Raw genomic sequence first — 17,879 nt, 5'->3', positions numbered from 1 at the left:
TAACAGCTAACTCTTAGATTGCTAAGAGTACAAAATAAATAAGTGAGGAGTATTAATTACTTTAAAACTAATCAATTATAGAAACTATCCTGTCATCAAATATATTAGTATTGGATTCTAATGTTGCCCTAATATTTGCGTTCCCAACAGAAATGGCACTTATATTTCCGCTAACAGGGTCCACGGTTGCTATTTCCGGATTCATAGATTCCCATATAACAGTTTCCGTAGGATTGTCCTCAATAACATTTGTTTCAGCTATATAGTTGCTATCTATTGGTAAATCAGGAATAGGGTAAATACTTATATCAGTTATTCGGTCATATCCAACAGTAACAATTAATTCACCGGTAAAATATCCATCATTTTGAACCACTGAAATAGTTGTTTTTCCATTAGAAACACCTGTAATTACACCTGTATGTTTTTCAACTGAGGCTATATCTGGATTCATAGATTCCCATGTAGAATTTAACATAGTAGCATTTGTTGGCAATATCTTTGAGTTGAAAGTTTCTTCAATATCTAAGTATAAATCATTACCATTTAATCTCAAATCATCAGTATTTATTTCTAATTCATTTTCACATGAAACAAAAAGAATAATAACACTTGATAGTAAGAAGAATTTAATATTTCTCATTTGAGGTAAATTTAATTTTAACGGTTAAGCAAAAATACGTTTAATTATAAAAACAAGAAGGTCGTGGTGCTGTTGAAAAACAATTAAATTCATCAAAAATATGTTCAAAAATGATTCCGTCTTCCATTGTTACAATAATCTTAATTTTTAGATTGTTAAGTGCTCCTGTGAAGGTCTGTTGATAGGTTTCTCTGAACACACCGTTATAATATTCATCACCAGTAATAAGGTTAGCTATACGGTAATTCTGAACAGATGCACCGTCAAAGTCAATAATAGCCTTCAGATAAAAAGTACTTTTAGTAACAAAACCACTTTGAGGGCTCCCATCCCGGTAAATATCCATATTGTATCTAGACGCATCTTCATCTAAAACGGGAAGTTTCGGGACAAATTCTATAGAAGCATTATCTGAACGATTAGAACCTGAAGAACTTAATACAGAAAATTCCAGAGTGTGTTGACCTAGATTGTCTGTTGTATAATTCCCAGATGAAGAGCCTGACATAATGGTAAATGTTTCTCCTGGAGAAATAGTTTGACCCTGATAGGAGAAAACACCATTATTGTTATTACTAAAGGTAGCTGTATATGTATCGAAACCTGGTACTGTTTCCTCTATATCAAAATTTATAGTACCTGACTCATTAAGAAAAAGTTGCCCATTTTGCGCTGTTGCACTAAATGTAAATTCATTGGAAGTAAATGTGAAAGTAGCATCATCTTCCTCTCCTTGACCTGAACTGCTTGTTACAGTGAAGTCCAAAGTATGAGCACCACCGTTAACCGTGGCATAAGAAGCAGAACTTGCTCCAGCTTGAATAATAAAAGTTTGTCCTGGGTTGATAATAGAACCATTATAAGAAAGCTCACCATTGTTTGAACTGGTATAAATGGCAGAGTAAGTTTCGATATTAGGAATAGTTTCATCAATTTGAAAATTTACGACGCCTATATCAGTAATATCAATATTCGCATCTTGGGGAGTTGCCGTAAAGGTAAATTGGTTTGAATCATAGCTAATCCTTGCTGAATCTTCTTTTTCTACAGAAGAAGAACTCAACACAGTAAAATTAAGTATATGCTCCCCATCTTCTAGAGCTTCATAAACTGCAGTTGAAGAATTAGGAAGAATAGTAAAACTTTGACCAGGTATTAAGATATTACCGTTATATATTAACTCTCCATTTTTATCACCTGTGTATGTAGCTGTATAAGTATCTCCAGCAACTGTTTCTATTATATTAAAATTGATGTTGACTAATTCCCCAAGGTTCGCACTTGTCTGTGCCTCTGTTGCAGTAAAGTTAAAATCCCTAGAAACCACATTTACCTGAACGGTCTGTGTTCTTTCTAGTCCATTGGCATTTATAACGGTAAATGTTATGTTGACCGTTCCGACCTCTTGCCCGGTCAAGGTCCAACTAAAGTTGCCCAAGCTTGCAGGGTAAAGGTTCCCTGGGCTTCGCTGTGCCCCGTTCTGTGCCATGGAGGCATTTTGTCCGGATAAGGCGTACCTTATTTGATAGGTTGAATTACCTACGGATTCACTTATATTGAAATTGACCAGGGTAGTTTCTCCAACGGTTATTGATGGGTTCTGGGCAGCGGCCGTAAAGGTATACTCCAAGGAATTAAAGTTAATCGATGTATTCGCCGTTTTCGTTGGTCCATAGCTTGCCGTAGCGGTAACCGTAAGATTGTGAGCGCCCTCGTTTTCTCCAATATAGGTAAAACTTGAAGACCCTCCGTTTACAGTAAAGGGTTCTCCTGCAGTATAGGAATTTCCATTATAACTTATACGACCATTCCCAGTTGTAGCTACTATAATATCATAAGTACCCCCATTTCCACCGATTTCATCAATGTTCAAGTTCACAGGAACACCCTGTCCAATATTTGAATTATTTCCGGTAGCAACTGCAGAGAAATTAAAGTCCCTACCAGCTACGGTAACAATAACGGTTTCATCTTTTACCGTTCCCCCATTGTCGCGTACCACGATGGTTATAGCATGTGAACCCTCTGTGGATGGTGTATATACCCAACTCGATGAACCTGTCCCGATAGGTGTAAACACACCTGGTTGCAATTGTCCGTTCGGACCGCTTAGAAGACCTGACCCTCCTTGTACCGAGTAACTCATTTCATAACTGGCTGATGGGTTGGGTACCACTTGGCTCACATCGATATTGATAGTGCTAGAAGCATCTGCATTTATCTGGCTAGGACTTGCCGCTGCATTCACTACAAAATCAGAATTGCTAACACTAAAGTTAGAACTATCGGTACGTACTACGCCATTAGAATCCTGAACGGTAAAATCCAAAGTATAATCCCCTGTCCTTGTCGGGTTATAGATACCTTGAAAGGAACCCTCGGACACGGTTATGGTCTGCCCCGGTCCATAGGGAACCCCATTGATACTCAATGTTCCATTTCCACTACTGTCATAGGTCATGGTATAGGATGTTCCGTTATTGGTAGTTCCCGGAACGATATTAAAGTTGATATTGTTGTTCTGTCCCAAGCCTACTTCTGCATTGGCCTCATTGGCGGTAAACTGGAAATTGGTATTGCTGACCACGAAGCTCACTGGAGCTTCTAGTATTTGACCATTACTGTCCCTTAGCATAAAGGTAACTGTATAGTTACCAGGCAGGTCAGGAGTAAAACTAAAGGTTCTACTTCCTGGTGTTGTTTCAAAATAGGTGGACGGCGATATGGAATCTCCATTTTCATATAACGTGCCTGTTCCCCCTGTAACAAAATAATTCATTTCATAGCTCAATCCCCCGGTATTTCCCTGTTCTCCAAGGTTTACGCTTATGGTATTGCTATTGCCCATTATGATTTCGCCATTGGTGGCCGCTGCGGTAAAACTAAGTTGGGCATTAGTTGCCATAATATCTATCTCACTGGTAATACTCTGTCCATAGCTATCGGTGGCAACAAAGGTCAGGATATGCTCCCCAAGGGTATAAGGAATATATACCAACTTAAATACTCCAGGGGTTACATCATAAGCTGTATTAGGTGGTATTATCTGGTCATCAAGGTCTTTTAATTGGCCGTTACCTTCGTTTTGTTCAAAGCTGATGTTATAATCTATAGAGCTGCCCTCTGGTGCATTGGTAGAGAGGGAAAGATTTATCTCCAACGATTGGTTTATCCCACTAGAAGGTGCCGAGGGTTGGCCACTAAAGGAAAATGGAATACTTGTCACGTTGACAAGAATACTATCCCTTTTTACTTGATTATTACTATCGGAGACATCAAAATAAAGCTTCTTTTGACCCAATACGTTAGAGGTAAAAGAATAGGTATAATTTCCTGGTTCTATTTCTCTAGGTTGTCCTGCGGTTTGTGGATTTCCGTTTTCATCCATTAGTGTGCCCACACCTTCAGAATCTGTGGCATAGAAAAATGCAAGGTCATAATCGATTTCATCGCTACTATCAGAGGACTGTAGAGATATACTAACATCAATAGTTTCACCTATTGGCAAGGTATTGGAAGGTGTATTTGCCAATATAAAAAACTGAACATTCTCAACGAGTACAACAATTTGTTGTTCTCTAATAGCACCATCTGGTGCTGTAGCAATAAGGGTAATTACGTGTTCCCCCACCGTGCTTGGAATATAATCAAACTCTAATGTTCCTTCCCCTATGCTTACGTTCTGCCCAGGGTCATAACTTTCACCATTTATAATAAATGTCCCTGTTCCTCCTTCTACTGTAAAACTTAACGTATAGGAAGGGTCTACATCTTCAATGCTTAAGGTTTCATATAACTCGGTATTAGTTTCAGAGACTACCGTAAGATTCAAATCATTTTCTTGATTTACAATAAAACTATTTGCGCCTTTATTAAATAAGGTAGTAAAAGGTGCATAATCTACTTGATAGACAATAACTTCCGTTTTTTCGTTGTCCTTTTGGTCCTTTGCTTTAACCGTTATCCGATGGGTGCCTGTGGTGGTTGGAATATAATTTAAATCCCATAAAAGTTCATCTAATTCTAAGTCCTCGTGTTGTTCTAGGACTTTGCCATTAGGGTCTTGAAAAAAGCCGTCACCTTCCTCTATGACATAATTAAACATGAACTTTGTGGTAGTTATGGTTCGCTCAGGAACAACCCTAAAATCAGTTTTACTTCCTTCGTATATAAAGCCATTATCTTCACTTATAACAGTGAAGTTAAACTCGAAACTATCAAGGATAACATCATCAAAATCCTTGGTACAAGCAAGTAATAACAGTAGGATTCCTATGGTATAGTAGATTTTTTTCATTTTGCTATGGTATTAGTGTTCTATAGAGGTGGATTAATAAAGATAATAGCGAATGCTTCCCCCAATAAAGGGGTACATCTTTCCGATATCAGAATTCACATGATAGTGCTGCTGTCCCTTTATAGCCAAGGATAGGTTTTCTTTAAGTTGAAATTCTATTTCCCCACCTGCAAAACCTCCGTAAATGAATTGACTTCTTGCGGTTATTAAGGCTCCAGAAGGAAGCTCGCTCTTCCCGTTATTTATGATTTCGTAGCCGCCAATAGCACCTCCCCCAATATAAAAGCTAATCGGATTCCGGGTATTAAGTACTGCTATCCTACGGTAATATCCTGGTTGAAATGCAAACACATTATAGGGTATTTCGCTACCTGCATATTCCTCGTTTGAAAAACTAGCAAATATCCCTATTTGAATATAAGAGTAGCGGTTCATATGGAAGTTGAAGGTTGCATTTCCTCCAAAACCATCCTCCACATACCCCCCGGATAGTCCTACGGATGAAGCATAATTCTGTCCTTGGACACTAAGGCCTAACAATAGAATAGTGGTTAATATAAATAGTGTTCTCATGATGTGATATAGTGTCTTGTAGTGGATTTAAAATTTCTTAGGTCTGTTGATTTGATTTCTATCGATTTCCAAAGTGATGTTTCGGTTACCATTGATTTCATCTAGCTGTACCACTAGATTCTTGTTCTTATCTAGGGTAAACTTATCATAGACTAGAAAAAAATGATTGGAAGTATTCCCCTTAACACGTTTAGGTATTTTATACCGATGGTCTGCGGGAAACGGTGTTTTTTGATTGCTGCTACTCTTTCGGTAATTCGTTCCAATACTAGTACGTATAAGTTTTACGTCGTAATCTATGGTTTCCTCATTATCCAATCGAAAAAGAAGGTATAGTTCATCATGGTCATAGTACACCTCCTTTAGCCATAAAAAAATGTTATCCTTCCTTGAAAAGTAACGAACTATCGAACCTTTGTTAAACTGATTGTAATAGCATTTTCTTCTGATGTATTCTTCTTTATCGGACTCATAGAGTTCTTGTGTCAAAGGTTGCTGGTCACCTTGGTAAGATTGAACATCGCTATCCTCTTTTTTTGGGGAGTGTTCCTTGTAGTAATGCTTTGGGGGTAGAATCGAGTCGTTTTGCTCTGCCATCTCAATGGCTTGTTGCAAATTGGTTCGTTTACCAGGGTTTCCATTTATACTCATAGTCCCCATTTCTGGACGTATGCGAATGGTGGAATTATCCGCACTGGGATCCAGAAAAAGTTGAAAGTCATAAATGGTTCCTTCCTCGGTAATCACCGAATAATTGGTAGATGCTGATTGCTCATTAGAACTCAAACTAAATTGAAGTCCAATAATTAAGTTGCCGTATTTACTTCCTTTTTTATCAAAAGGAACTTCCACAAAATTATAAGGGTCTCCTAGAACGGTAAAATCAATCTCACTAGGGAATACTAATAATTTAGTACCATTTTTAGCCAGTCCTATTTTAGTGGATTGAGCAATAACTAAAACGGGTAATAATAGCGCCAACAAAGTGATTTGTATGTAGTGAGTTTTCATAGCAGTTATTTAATATTGGTCAAGACAACTTGATGGTCATTTACTAATAATATCTTATCCTTTTGTTTGTAGTTCTTTCTTCGAAATAATTGGGAGATACTTCGGCCGATACTTCTACCTATACGCCCTGTTTCCCTTGTTGCTTCAATGGAAACATCCCGCATTACATCTTCTTGAACATCATTAGAGGCCTCTGCCCATAATTCACCTGCCCGTTTGCTTCGTATGCCTTCCAAACCATCGGTGATGTCTTTAGCTTTTAAAGCGATAGAGACATGGTTGATATTATTAATTTGCAACAGTACTCTGTTTTGATTTATGGAAGCTATAGCGTAAACAATAGTGTTTTTAGGTACTAGCTTCTCTTTATAATTGAAATCTTCAGTAATGATAAGTTCCACTTGGTCACCGGGAAGAATAAATTGGTCACGGTAGACCGCTGCTTTTACGGATAACGCCATGGGCTGTGACATTTGATTATCACCTCCTCCAAGGTAAAGTTCTCTTTGTTTTTTATTAGCCTCTAATATCTGAGCTCGCCGTTCGGCCTCCGTAAGGGCAGTTTCTCCAGAGGTAGAGAGTTTAAGATTATCACTGTTTTGTTCCTTCCCCATATCCCATAAACTTTCATCAGTAGAAATGCGAACTGTATTTTTTTTGACGGGTTGCTTTTTTTCTTCTTCTTCCAAAAGCTTAGTCATATCAAGGATACGCTGGGCTTTGCTTTCTTCCTTATCGGTATTAAAAGGGTCAGAAACAATCAGGGTATCGCGCTTGCGTTCTTTTTCGTAAAAGGCTTTTCTATCCGTTTTATTTAAAGTATCTAGGGTAATGGTAAAATCTCTTGCTTTATCCTGGATAGCTTCCTCTTTGGTGTTTTCTTGGATATCATTACCCTTAAAAGATTGCAACCATAATAAGAGTCCCCCTCCTAATACGGTCATAGCTATAACTAGATATAGTTTCTTTTGGTGTTCGGTAAGATTTTTCATAGTTCCCTGTATTTTATCGTCTCCACTTCGCTGAATTCCAACACCTCTAAATCCCTGACGTAAAACCCAGTAAAGTTGCTAAATTCATAACTTTTCTGCATAATTTTTCCGACAGTAACCACCTTTTTTACGATGATATCATTTGTTCTAAGGGTTTTTAAAGTTCCCGATAGTTTGAATGTTGGAACCTCCTTAGTATAGTCTATGGTGATATGTTCTTCTTCTACCTCAAAAATAACAGAATAATCTCCAGCTATTAAATTGGAATAGTAGCCTTTAGATTCTAAAAGTCGAAACAAAACATCTACTGAGGCATCCCCCATTTCTTTTGCCATCTTTTTATTACGCTCTATAAAGCGAATATTAGGTTCCATACTCCATAAATAGTTATGAAAAAGCTCTAGAAAACCCTTGTGAGCAACCTCCAGAGGTCTTTGAAAATCATCTTCAAGCTGCGCCTTTATAATGGAACCATTTACGGCTACATATATTTCTTGTCGTTTCTTATCATTAGACTCCTTTAGTGCCGAGCGGTAAATAAACATGGCAGCTACCGATACGATAATGCACACCGTGGCGGACACCATAGCTCCTATGGTAAATAATTTTTCTTTGGTTGCTATATTGTTCAATATCAACATGATAATATTTATTTAGTATGATTATTAACCTAGTCCTTTAGTCATTATTTTTCTGGCCGCCATAGCTGCAGCTGCAGCTGCTTTTTTAGAACCACCAACACCGCTATTAGCCTTAGCTATTCCCCATTTAACCATAGAGGGAACAAACAGATAAGAAACCCCTAACAAGGCAAAAAAGAATATCCCTAGCCACATCTGAAAATTTTGGTCGCCAATGGTAAGTATTTCACCAGGTACAATAGGTTTAAATGCTTTATCTAATACTTGTAATCCTAAATAATCAATGAGCATTAACATGGGAATAAACATGGCTGTTTCCAACAGTTTTAAAACCCAATCGAGCCATTGAAATTCATTACCTGGAAGAAAGCTTATACTAATACTCAACGGACCAAAAAACACCAGTACTACAAAACGCAGCATCGCTTTAATCTTTAAAAAAATATAGATAAGCATGGAAACCATCGATACAATATTCATCAACTGACTTGTAATTAATACTTCCAATTGATTACGCATTATTTGATTCATATAAGCCACAGTGATATTAAAAAAACCGATGTCTGATTCATCTGGAATATCTGGGGTTTTAAATATTTTCAGATACATTTTATGATTGGAAGCATAGGAAACTGATTGGTCGGCACTAGCGGAAAGCTCCACAAAAAACTTTACAATCATTTCGTATTCAAACAAAAGAAGGGTTAAAGGCAGCCAAGACACATAACCCCACCAATCCGAAGGGTTTTGATATAAATTTCTAGCTATTTTAGCCAGAACTAGTATAAAGGCCACATATTTAAAAGTTTCCATTACAGGCCCTGCAACTTCAATAGCAAGTTTTATTTGTTCCCAAATAAAACTGTTGAAATAATCCTTTATAGTTAAAATGAAACTCTCCATACCAATCCTTAGTTTTCCCCGAAGAAACGATTCGCTGTTTTTCTGTTATCGTTCAACATTTTCAGTTGTTCTTGGTAGCTTCTTATTTTGGAAATGTTGGACGATATATTCTCTATAGTCAATTTAAGGAGTTCTTGACGCTCTCCAGCTGGGATTATCTTATCATTAGAGGCTAATAATTGCTTGGTTTGTTTCCAAGCGCTAACGGTGTTCTCAACTATTCCCACCACCCTGTCATTGTATACCTCATAATCACTAGGTTTTAAATGCTCTACAGCACCAAGAAAATCTACAAAATCCCTAGCGGCTTGTATCATGTTTTCCTTTACCTGTTCTAAATCACGCAATTGATAATCTACTATAACACTTGCAGGAGCTTTTTTATACGTTTCAATTTCCTCTGTTTTGAGTTGGTCTGTATGTGCTAATATTTTGTTCTGCTGGCGAATCAAATCAAGTAATACCTGTTGATTTTTCACCATTTGGGTTAGTAACTTATTATGAGCCATGAGTTGAGAATTCACTTTAACCAGTTGAATATTGGCTTTGACTAATTGCGCATTAGCTGTTGCATCTACTACAGCAAATTGTGCATGTGCTAGTACTGGAAGAACCAATAAGCTTACAAGGGATATGAGTCGTATTTGTTTCATATGATAGTATTAGAATGAATTAATTACCGGCGAAGGCTTTAGCAGTTTGTTTCATACTGTGATAGTTAGCATCAATCTGAGCTAAGCGTTCTTTTTCTGTAGGACTACTTTCATAAATAGCAGCTTCTTCCCTAGAGGTTTCTATGCCAAAGGTGTGCAAGTGTTCTTTTGCGTATATCACAGCTATTTCCTTAGCTTTAATACCTTGTGGCATGTTTCGATGTAATCCGAATATCCGATTGGCTTGGGAATCGGTTATACCAAGGATATCCCTTACGTACTCAGCCTTTCCCTTATAGGTGCTTAAATCCGATATCAATCCAATTTCGGAGTTGTTGATAACGGTATTTTTTATAATCGGTGATTTAAAGAAATCCTCTATGTCCTGCGAGGTGAATATCGTTGAACCATTTTGGGAGCGTACCGTTTTAATGGTGTCTAGAATAAAATTAGCCAGTACAGGCTTATCCATAGCGGTCCAAGATTCATCATAGTGAAGGAACTTAATCCATTTCAAAAGTTCTGGATTGTATAACTTTTCTTTATACAGATTGGTTAATAAAAACGTAGTATTGGTGAAGAGTTTTGGGTCATCCTTCAATTCCTTTATCTGAAAGGTAATGTAACGTTGGTGCATGAGCTCCGCTAGGCGCTCATCTCTGTTATTCAAAAGGTAATCGTAAACACCCCCTTTATAGTATTCTCTTAAAAGAAATATGATTTCATTGAGTTTTATACTTCTCTCAATACCATTGTCTTTAACGTAGCTCGGAGCATATACTTTAAAGAAGTCAAAAAAGCTATTAAAACAAAGGTCATGATTTACGTTTTTATAGTAAGCTGCTACCGTTGCGGAAAAGATGCCGAAGAGTATTTCCCCCGAATATTCCTCTCCGGCACTTTCCAAAAGATTACATAAGAAATAGGCTAGAAAAACCCGTTTCGAATTGATTTCTTCTTCATTTCCACTTGATAAAAGGAAAGGATTAAAACCTATTTTCTCATACATGGAGACTTTAAAGAAAACCCCATTATGGTATTTGGTCGCACGTTCAAAAGAACTGGAACCATCTATATTGAAAATATGATGTCCCATTTCGTATTGATGATTCAGTATACTATTCCAACTATAGGATTTACCCGAACCTGACTTTCCGACCCCCCAAGCATTTAAATTGGTAATGGTTTTGTTCTTGTAAGGGGTGGTAAAAAAATCCCAATATATGGGATTACCACTAGCCACATCGATAACCCTTTGACCAAAGGGTGCGTTTCCCTTGGAGTAATCTTCAAAATAAGCAAGGGAAACGGCAGCCCCACTAGTTAATGGCATGTATAAATCATTAGGCAACCCTATAGCGTTACCTGGGCAGCTTGCAAAGTATAAATCGTGCAGGTCAACTGTATTTTCCCGTAAATCAAGCTTAAAATTATCAGGACGGGTATAGGTCCCATCAAGCAACCCTATATTGACATGAGAAAAAATAAACTTCTGACCTTTTTCAATAACCTCGGAAACAAATTCCGAGGTATCATTCATAAAGATATCATTACCTGTGGTCTCTAGATTCTTAGGTTTTTTAACTTCTTCATCCCCTGCTATGGCTTTAATGGGATTAAATCGGTGGGTGTAGTTAAATATGCGATTTAACTTTTTCTGCATTTCTTCCAAGGCCCTTTCTTGGTCGGGAACGAAAAAGTATTGGTTAAGTACATGGTCCTTATCATATTCAAGACCAAGGGGGCTTATAAGACTTTTAGCAATTGGCTTTCCGTTTACTTCTTTCTCTGGAGAATTAGAGCTAGACTGCAGTACATCTGTCAGTTGTTCATTATTCTGTAAGGTATAAAAACGAAGCTCACGTCCCCCTATAAGAATACTATTGTCTTTAAATATTTTGTCTCTCCCCTTGGTTGTTGGGTCGAAATCTTTAAACATACCTAAAAGGCCGTTTACGTCTTGTTCTTTTCCAATATAATCCTCTGCTTTAAGTTCTTTTGCATTAAAATGTTTGTTTTGCAGCATACGAGTAATGGTATCACGCTTACTCATAAAAACATCCAATTCCTTTTTAGTTATATAGTCTTTTTCAATAGCTTTTCCTGTTTTTTTCCGGTATAGGAAAGCATTGGTATTGGATGCGGAATAGGCTATATAATTGGATGGAACCTTGGTAATAAATAGATATGAAAATTGCTTTCGTACCTTTCTACCTGTAAAATGAATGCGATTATAACGCTGCATAGCGCTTTCATTAACTAAAGGTTCAGGATTGTAATTATCTTGATTAAAAAACCAATCTTGCTTGTGTATCAAATAGTCTTTTTCCAAAACAGAAAAAATACTTTCCAATACCTCAGACATTTGTTCAATAACCCCAATATCTTTCTGGTATATAGCAGGATAAGACACCTTAAACCCATAAGATAAACATCCTTTTTCCTTAGATATTAGAACATCCGATTCAATGCCATGGATAGGCAAAGTTTCATCCTTTATCAATAATGCTTTGTTCATTTGGGATGATTTTTAATGAGTGGTATTTAACCGTTGATGGCTTTTTTTTATTGATGCTGGTTTTTTTAAAATTACGTACCCGATTCCTTCTATCGCGCAATTTGAAAATGAACAGGAATAAAGGAAAGGACATAAAAATCAATAAGACCGTTAGGGTATTTGCTCCAAATAAAAAGAAGGAAAGAGCGATAAATCCTCCTTGACTGGCCATGTATTGCATCGCAATGGTACGCTCCATTCCAAAAAGCTTCGCATTGCGTTGTAAAGTCTTATAAATTTTATAAGTCTTCATAGGTTATGCTATTCCAAAAACCTCTTTAGCTAATGCTATAGAAACCCCTGCTATAAATACGATAAGCGCCCATCTTCCTGCATTAAAACCAATATTATCACCTCGGCGTTCTGTGATTAACATGGTTACAGCTAGGATTAGAGCGGAAAAGAAAAGTAAGTATTCGATAATACTAACAAAGCTTTGTGCGATAGAGCCGAGACCCGATTCCATTTCGCTGAAAAAATTCTGAAGTTCTTTCATTATAATTTTTATAAATGGTTACAGGCCAAATATAAAAATTAAAATCAATAAAAAAACTAGAATACTATAAATATTATATAAAATAAAGTATTCTGTATTTATTATACTTTTTTACTTCTAGCTTGTTTTTTGCCTTCCACCTTTTGTTTTTGGGTGTTTTTTTGCACTACTTCATTCCAATCCTTAAAACCCTTTCCTTTAAAATTTGCCTTTTCTATTTTAATATTAGAATTGGATAGAATTGGAATATTGCGCACTAGAGAGCTAGAAAGTCGCATGGTAACATCCTTCATTTTACCTACAGATGGGAAGACTAAATTTAAACGGTCATTAGAATTATGAATGTGAATCATACCATTCTCCCTCTTGGCCAATGCGTTTTCATTAAAGTGGTCTTGGATATTAAAAAACCACTGCTGAACGGCTTGATTTGTGGTTTGGTTAGTACAATGAAAACGAAGACAGGGTTTTCCATCAATATTATCTAAGGTAAAGAACTCCTGTACGCCGACCGAAGTAGAGGGATGCCTATCCTCTAAAACTTTATTTATCATGGACAGGTCGTATTGAAAGCCTTGATGGTCTCTGTCAAAAGCCAGAACAAGGGAATATTCCTCAGGATGGAGCCCTTCAGCGGAAATACATTGGTATAACCAACCTTGACGGGAAGGATAGAAATTGCCGTTAGTAGAAAAGTACCAGGTATTTTGATTGTCCTTTGGGTTGAGCTGAAAATGGGAAAGCGCATCTATAGCGGATTCACAAACCACAATTTTATTTACTGTCTCAGGTTTATTGGAATGCCAAAGCATTTCGTCTCTGCCAAGGCAAAGGTTGTTATTGGTACGGGCTGCAGTCTTGACTTCTGCTCCTTTTATTTCATTGGTTTGAATATCGAACTTAGGAAACAAGGTATTGGTAAAAACAATAGGCCCTGTTTCTGTTTCTACGGTATGCTCATAGAGCATTATAGTCTCAACAAACAAAGGGGACATGATAACGTCATTTTCAATCTTTCGATGGGTTTCCAAATAATGTTCTGCTTCGGCTAGTATCGTCTGGCTTATATCTCTTAAGTTATGGAGCTCATCCAATTGAAGAGGCATACTTTTCGAACCATTTCTGTTTTTAGTTGTAATGGCAAAATCTTCATGCTTTTTCCATTCTTCCACTTGACTTCTATAGTGATAGCGGTTTAAAAAAGATATGGCATCATGCGTTTTTTTGCTCTTCAAACGGTTAGCGATGAATTGGATAACATCTCCCGAGTCGTTGGTATAGGTACGGTTATCGTACCTGAAATATCCATAACTCTTTCCTTCCTTATCAGTATCATAAAGCAATATGCGCTGTCTCCCCCTTGTTTGTTCTTCAATATGCAGCTGTATGGAGTTGGAACCTTTTCCTTTGTCTAGTTCTACCTTGGTTATACCTAATGCTTCCCGTATAGGATTTCTAGTTTGCAATAGGGTCTTTATATCAAATAATTCGTTGATTCTAGTATAAACAGACATAAATAGAAGGTTAATTGTATTGATAAACTTTTCCTATGGTATCGTAGATGTTGAGTTTGAATTCTTTTCCTGCGTTTTTAATATTTGCTCTATCCTCAGACCAATGAACCCCTTTTGGCTTTATAATGCGGAAATTACGTTCGGATAATAGGTGTTTAGAGGCTAGAACCAAAAGCCCCTTTAGTACATTAGCAATTAGGGCTACCTCAATGATAAAGACGGGTACTCCCGTTAAATCCTTACCTGCCTTGATAAGGATTAGGTTTTTTATACTGTTTTGGTCAAGGTCCTTTTCGATGCTTGTCTTTAGGTCTTTCAATCGGCTTATAAATAGCTCACTATCCTTGCTCTGTGGAACGCTTAATTTTAAATAGCCTGTTTTCTTCTTTAAATCTACATTGGCATGAACGCTTAGATATTCTATATCGCGCTGATATCCGCCCAAATGGTCCGGGAAAGCCAGAAAGGTTTGTACAATTGACTTGGCACCACAAATTAAGGAAATCGTTTTAGCCTTATTGGTATTAAATTCTCCTTTAAAAACAAGGTAAAAATAGTCCGTCTTCATTCGCGATTTAAAGGCTATCATCTCCCTAAAAGAATCAAAAACAACAGCTTCTGTGGTTGAAATCGAAGGATTGGAAAAATAGATGCTTCGACCAAGGTCAGAAAAACTAATAGTTTGTTCAGTTTGCTTGGCCTTATCATAACTTACTACCCCTAATATGTTATGTTGCCTACCAGGAGTCACATCTTCATCCATAAAGAAAAAATACAGATGGGAATCGGATTCAAGAGCATTATTTAGGGTAAGGTCTTTACAAGAACCATACTCCTGCAATAGAATGCGATAAAGATTAAAATGTTGTACTGGAGAAAGTTCTACATCAAAATGAAGCTGGGATAAATCAATATTATTTTCCCTTAAAAATAGGGCTATTCTGTCTCCTTCGTTGAACTCGCTAGAATTTTCAGCATTATAGTAAAAGGTAATCACATCAATCAGATTACCGTCCCATTCTGCCGATGGGGAACAAAACCGCAAAGCGTTGCTTCCCATAGGCTGGTATAGGAATAAATGATTATCCCCATTTTTATGGAAATGCATAAAAAAGCGAGATTGTAAGGTCTCCCCCTCCTTAAAGCCCAAAAGAGCCATTATATCTTTAACAATCATAAACTAAAGAATACTTTATCTTTTTAAAAAATTATATTATTCTATATTTACACAAATATACTAAAACATTTGGCATGAAAAACGATAGGATTCAGTTCGTCATTACCTTACTGGCTGCGGCAACCTTAGCAATGTCCTTGTATTTTAGAGTCGTTTTCGATAGCGGGATAACACAATGGATTCAAGAACCCCCACTTCTTAAAACAATAGTGGCCTATCTCATTTCAAAGGGCATGGGTGAAAAAAATCTAAAATTGGTCATCATTGTAGCCCCTGTATTGGCCGCCTATCTTTATCGTTTCTATTCCGATAGAAAGATAAACGTAAAAAAAACACTGGCCTTTACTATAATTGGATTATTAATTATACTCTATCCCTTCAAAAATTTAGTACATCTACCTGTCCTTGTTGGTATGCCCCTTATCATAGTTGGGTTTCTCTTATATATAAGGTCATTGATGCGCCTCTCAATTTGGTTTTTTAGTAAACGATTAGAACAGGATCAATTCAATCAAAAAAACCAGAGCTTTCCACAAACCACACGTAAGTATGAAGGGAAGTATAATTTTGCTTTGGAATACGATTTCTATCTAAACGGTAAAAAAAGAACAGGTCAACTCAACTTTGTAAATATATTTCGTTCGGTTTTTGTTTGGGGTATTATGGGATCTGGTAAAACCTTCTCATTTATCAGTCCAATCATCTACGAGTTGATACAAAAGGATTTCTCCATGATGGTATACGACCTTAAATTTCCGTCCTTATCCTCTAAGGTCTATGGGTACTATCAAACAGCAGCACCTAAAGAGCTTGATTTTTATCAGATTTGCACAACCGATATGCGTTATAGTCATCGCTGTAATCCTATTGCACCCAGATATATTCCCAGTATCACGGAAATTGAAAAAATATGCGATAATGTGATGACCAATCTTAAAAGACCCGATGAAAGTGAAAGTGCTTTTTTTAAAGGAACTGCTATGGGGCTATTTGTGGGATTGGTCGCCCTTTCCAAAGAAATGGAAGAAAAACACGGATTAGAGGTCTGTTCCCTTCCTCATGTGAGCATATTAGCCTCCGTTAAAGCTAAATACCTATTGCCTTTACTATTAGCCAAAAAAGACATTATTATGAAGGTATCATCCCTTAGGGATGCTTTTGAAGGAGGGGCTGCAATGGAGCAACTTGTAGGTATCACAGCTTCCTTACAAGAAAAACTATCAAGGTTGTATCAACTCGACGCCTTTTATATATTTTCAGGTAGTGGTGACTTTTCGTTGGACCTAAACCAACCCGACCAAAAAAAAGTAGTTACCGTAGGCTGTGACAAGGATAAAGCGGAAGTAATGGCTCCGTATCTATCTATGATTGTAGAGACCGTAGGAAAGGAAGCCAACAAACCAAATAAAGCCCCTTTTGCGGCTATATTGGATGAGCTTAGTTCATTTTATTATGGTGGATTAGTAGATTATCTAGAAAGTGGTCGTGAAAACCTTTGTGCCCTAGTTGCAGGCATTCAAGGTATGGAACAATTAGAAAAAAAATACCCTAGAGCTGAAGCCAATAGTATTATTGGTATTCAAGGTACGATTATCTGTGGGATGAGTGGGGTTAAAACAGCAACCGAAGTAAGTAAACGAATTGGTCGAACCAATCAGAAAAAGACAGGCTTAAATCAAAACCTTGAAGGAGGACAAACCCTAAGCCATAGTTTTTTTATGAACGAATTAATTCCAATAGACCGCATTAGTAATTTCTCACAAGGAGAGTTCTGTGGAGTGGTAGCAGATACCTTAGAAGACCCTATTGAACAAAAACGCTTCTGGGGTAAATTTAAAAAACACCATTGCCACAATACCAAAAAACAAAAAAACATGCCATTGATTCATGATTTTTGGAACAATGAAGCACAGGAGCTCTTTAAAGAGCACTGGAAAGAAATGATGCGTACTGGATTCTTCGTAGATTTTATCGATGCACTAGATAAGGGCGATATGGTCTTTATCTCTAAGAGTGTTAACTTTTACATTCGCTTTCTAAGACTCTCTAAAGAAGACTTGAATTATTTGATTAAAAAGAATAACGCTATTCAACAACAGAATACTAAGATACAAGATAAGGAACAACATGAAAAAGGTATAAAAGGTAAACAAAGTAAAAAAGGTATAAAAGATAATTCCAAATTTGCGCAACAAAAGTTCTTGGCGGAGTATTTTTCAGACCGCTTAGAAACTGTCATTATTGAAAATGAAAAACATCAGTTTCTTTCTGCTCATTTAGAACGCATGTACAATGAGGTAGAAACTTGGATAAAAAAAGAATACAAAGAAGTAACTGGAGAATCCATCGATGGGGATTTATTCAATCTTAATGACTTCCAAGTTGATGATTTAACAGAAGTGCCTTTTTAATATCTTTGCGA

At 36.9% G+C, this 17,879-nt stretch carries 14 protein-coding genes; 1 reads left to right on the top strand and 13 read right to left on the bottom strand.

Annotated features, from left to right (window positions below; genetic code table 11):
• Window positions 1-67: 67 nt before the first annotated feature.
• The 13 genes from FBT53_RS14610 to FBT53_RS14550 all read right to left on the bottom strand — a co-directional run bounded on the left by FBT53_RS14610 (window position 68) and on the right by FBT53_RS14550 (window position 15,457).
• Window positions 68-643 (bottom strand): Ig-like domain-containing protein, encoded by a 576-nt coding sequence (locus FBT53_RS14610; RefSeq protein WP_136951933.1) that lies wholly within the window; start codon window positions 641-643, stop codon window positions 68-70.
• 40 nt (window positions 644-683) lie between these two features.
• Window positions 684-4,940, bottom strand: a complete 4,257-nt coding sequence (locus FBT53_RS14605; protein ID WP_136951932.1) for a TraQ conjugal transfer family protein — start codon at window positions 4,938-4,940, stop codon at window positions 684-686.
• A 33-nt stretch (window positions 4,941-4,973) separates the two neighbouring features.
• Window positions 4,974-5,513 (bottom strand): conjugal transfer protein TraO, encoded by a 540-nt coding sequence (locus FBT53_RS14600; RefSeq protein ID WP_136951931.1) that lies wholly within the window; start codon window positions 5,511-5,513, stop codon window positions 4,974-4,976.
• 27 nt (window positions 5,514-5,540) lie between these two features.
• Window positions 5,541-6,524, bottom strand: coding sequence for a DUF4138 domain-containing protein (locus tag FBT53_RS14595; RefSeq protein WP_136951930.1), 984 nt, complete (start codon window positions 6,522-6,524; stop codon window positions 5,541-5,543).
• A gap of 5 nt (window positions 6,525-6,529) precedes the next feature.
• Window positions 6,530-7,516 carry a conjugative transposon protein TraM gene (gene traM / locus FBT53_RS14590; RefSeq protein ID WP_136951929.1) on the bottom strand — a complete coding sequence of 329 codons (987 nt, stop codon included), beginning with the start codon at window positions 7,514-7,516 and terminating at the stop codon, window positions 6,530-6,532.
• A complete protein-coding gene (locus FBT53_RS14585; protein WP_136951928.1) occupies window positions 7,513-8,157 on the bottom strand; it encodes a hypothetical protein in 645 nt (214 codons plus the stop codon). The genes traM and FBT53_RS14585 overlap by 4 nt, the downstream gene beginning before the upstream one ends.
• A gap of 24 nt (window positions 8,158-8,181) precedes the next feature.
• Complete coding sequence (locus tag FBT53_RS14580) at window positions 8,182-9,060, bottom strand: hypothetical protein (protein ID WP_136951927.1); 879 nt, start codon at window positions 9,058-9,060, stop codon at window positions 8,182-8,184.
• Between the two features lie 8 nt (window positions 9,061-9,068).
• The gene (locus tag FBT53_RS14575; protein WP_136951926.1) at window positions 9,069-9,713 is read right to left on the bottom strand and encodes a hypothetical protein; all 645 of its coding nucleotides are present in this window, start codon (window positions 9,711-9,713) and stop codon (window positions 9,069-9,071) included.
• Between the two features lie 19 nt (window positions 9,714-9,732).
• Window positions 9,733-12,231, bottom strand: a complete 2,499-nt coding sequence (locus tag FBT53_RS14570; protein WP_136951925.1) for a hypothetical protein — start codon at window positions 12,229-12,231, stop codon at window positions 9,733-9,735.
• Window positions 12,203-12,523, bottom strand: a complete 321-nt coding sequence (locus FBT53_RS14565) for a hypothetical protein (protein WP_136951924.1) — start codon at window positions 12,521-12,523, stop codon at window positions 12,203-12,205. The genes FBT53_RS14570 and FBT53_RS14565 overlap by 29 nt, the downstream gene beginning before the upstream one ends.
• Window positions 12,524-12,526: 3 nt before the next feature.
• Window positions 12,527-12,766, bottom strand: a complete 240-nt coding sequence (locus FBT53_RS14560) for a hypothetical protein (protein ID WP_136951923.1) — start codon at window positions 12,764-12,766, stop codon at window positions 12,527-12,529.
• 101 nt (window positions 12,767-12,867) lie between these two features.
• A complete protein-coding gene (locus tag FBT53_RS14555) occupies window positions 12,868-14,280 on the bottom strand; it encodes a toprim domain-containing protein (RefSeq protein ID WP_136951922.1) in 1,413 nt (470 codons plus the stop codon).
• 10 nt (window positions 14,281-14,290) lie between these two features.
• Window positions 14,291-15,457, bottom strand: coding sequence for a hypothetical protein (locus FBT53_RS14550; RefSeq protein ID WP_136951921.1), 1,167 nt, complete (start codon window positions 15,455-15,457; stop codon window positions 14,291-14,293).
• A gap of 74 nt (window positions 15,458-15,531) precedes the next feature.
• Here FBT53_RS14550 and FBT53_RS14545 point away from each other — a divergent pair, with 74 nt between their 5' ends.
• Window positions 15,532-17,868 carry a type IV secretory system conjugative DNA transfer family protein gene (locus tag FBT53_RS14545; protein ID WP_136951920.1) on the top strand — a complete coding sequence of 779 codons (2,337 nt, stop codon included), beginning with the start codon at window positions 15,532-15,534 and terminating at the stop codon, window positions 17,866-17,868.
• Window positions 17,869-17,879 lie beyond the last annotated feature (11 nt).

It is taken from the genome of Flavobacterium sp. ASW18X, assembly GCF_005144745.1.
Taxonomy (GTDB): Bacteria; Bacteroidota; Bacteroidia; order Flavobacteriales; family Flavobacteriaceae; genus Croceivirga.
The sequence above is the reverse complement of the archived record's forward strand: the minus strand, read 5'-3'. Positions and strand labels throughout refer to the sequence as shown.